Annotated in this window: 1 protein-coding gene; it reads left to right on the plus strand. The window is 48.4% G+C overall.

Features of this window, described 5'->3' with window-relative positions; all coding sequences use genetic code 11:
* A partial coding sequence (locus tag AB4133_RS19870; RefSeq protein WP_372225500.1) for a cadherin-like domain-containing protein occupies nt 1-1,096 on the plus strand: 1,096 nt, incomplete at both ends.

Below are 1,096 nucleotides of genomic sequence, written 5' to 3' on the forward strand. Positions count from 1 at the left end.
CAGATGGCACCGATACGGTCTCTGCCAACATCGATGTGAGTGTTACAGCGGTTGATGATGCGCCAGTGTCTGGTGACTTAGCGTACTCAATCGATGAAGACGGTTCTATCCGTTTAAGCCAAGAGCAATTGCTATCGCAAGCGTCAGATGTTGAAGGCGATGACCTGACAGCTAGCGACCTTACGGTTGGTGGAGATGCAACGGTTGTAGCTAATGATGACGGCAGCTTCACGATTACGCCAGATGAGAACTTCAACGGTGACATCGATATCAGCTTCGATATCTCTGATGGTACTAACACCGTTCAGGCTTCTGCGGATCTAACCGTTAACCCAGTTAATGACCTGCCTGTCCCTCAAGATCAACAGTTCAGCGTTGAAGAAGATGGAACGCTTATCTTCACCGATGCAGACCTATTAACAGGCGCTACTGACATTGAAGGCGACAACCTAACGGTTGAAGGTGTGACCTACGACGGTGGCGACGGTATTCTTACTGACAATGGCAACGGGACTTACACCTTTGCGCCAAATGAAAACTTCAATGGTGACGTAAACTTCGGCTTCGATGTCTCTGACGGAACCGATACGGTATCTGCAAACATCGACGTGAGCGTAACTGCCGTTGATGATGCGCCAGTGTCTGGCGACCTAGCGTACTCAATCGACGAAGATGGTTCGATTCGTCTAAGCCAAGAGCAGTTGCTATCACAAGCATCAGATGTTGAAGGCGATGACCTAACAGCCAGCGGCTTAACGGTCGACGGTGATGCAACCGTTACTCAAAACGATGACGGCAGTTTCACGATTACGCCAGATGAAAACTTCAACGGTGACATCGATATCAGTTTCGATATCTCAGATGGCACCAATACCGTTCAAGCTTCAGCAGACCTGACGGTTAACCCAGTAAATGATTTACCTGTTCCACAAGACCAACAATTCAGTGTTGAAGAAGACGGCACGTTAATCTTCACTGATGCAGACCTATTAACAGGCGCAACGGACATTGAAGGTGACAACCTTACTATTGAAAGTGTGACCTACGACGGTGGCGACGGTATTCTTACCGACAACGGTAATGGCACATACACCTT

This window comes from Vibrio sp. 10N.286.52.F8 (assembly GCF_041468745.1).
GTDB classification, from domain to species: domain Bacteria; phylum Pseudomonadota; class Gammaproteobacteria; order Enterobacterales; family Vibrionaceae; genus Vibrio; species Vibrio crassostreae_C.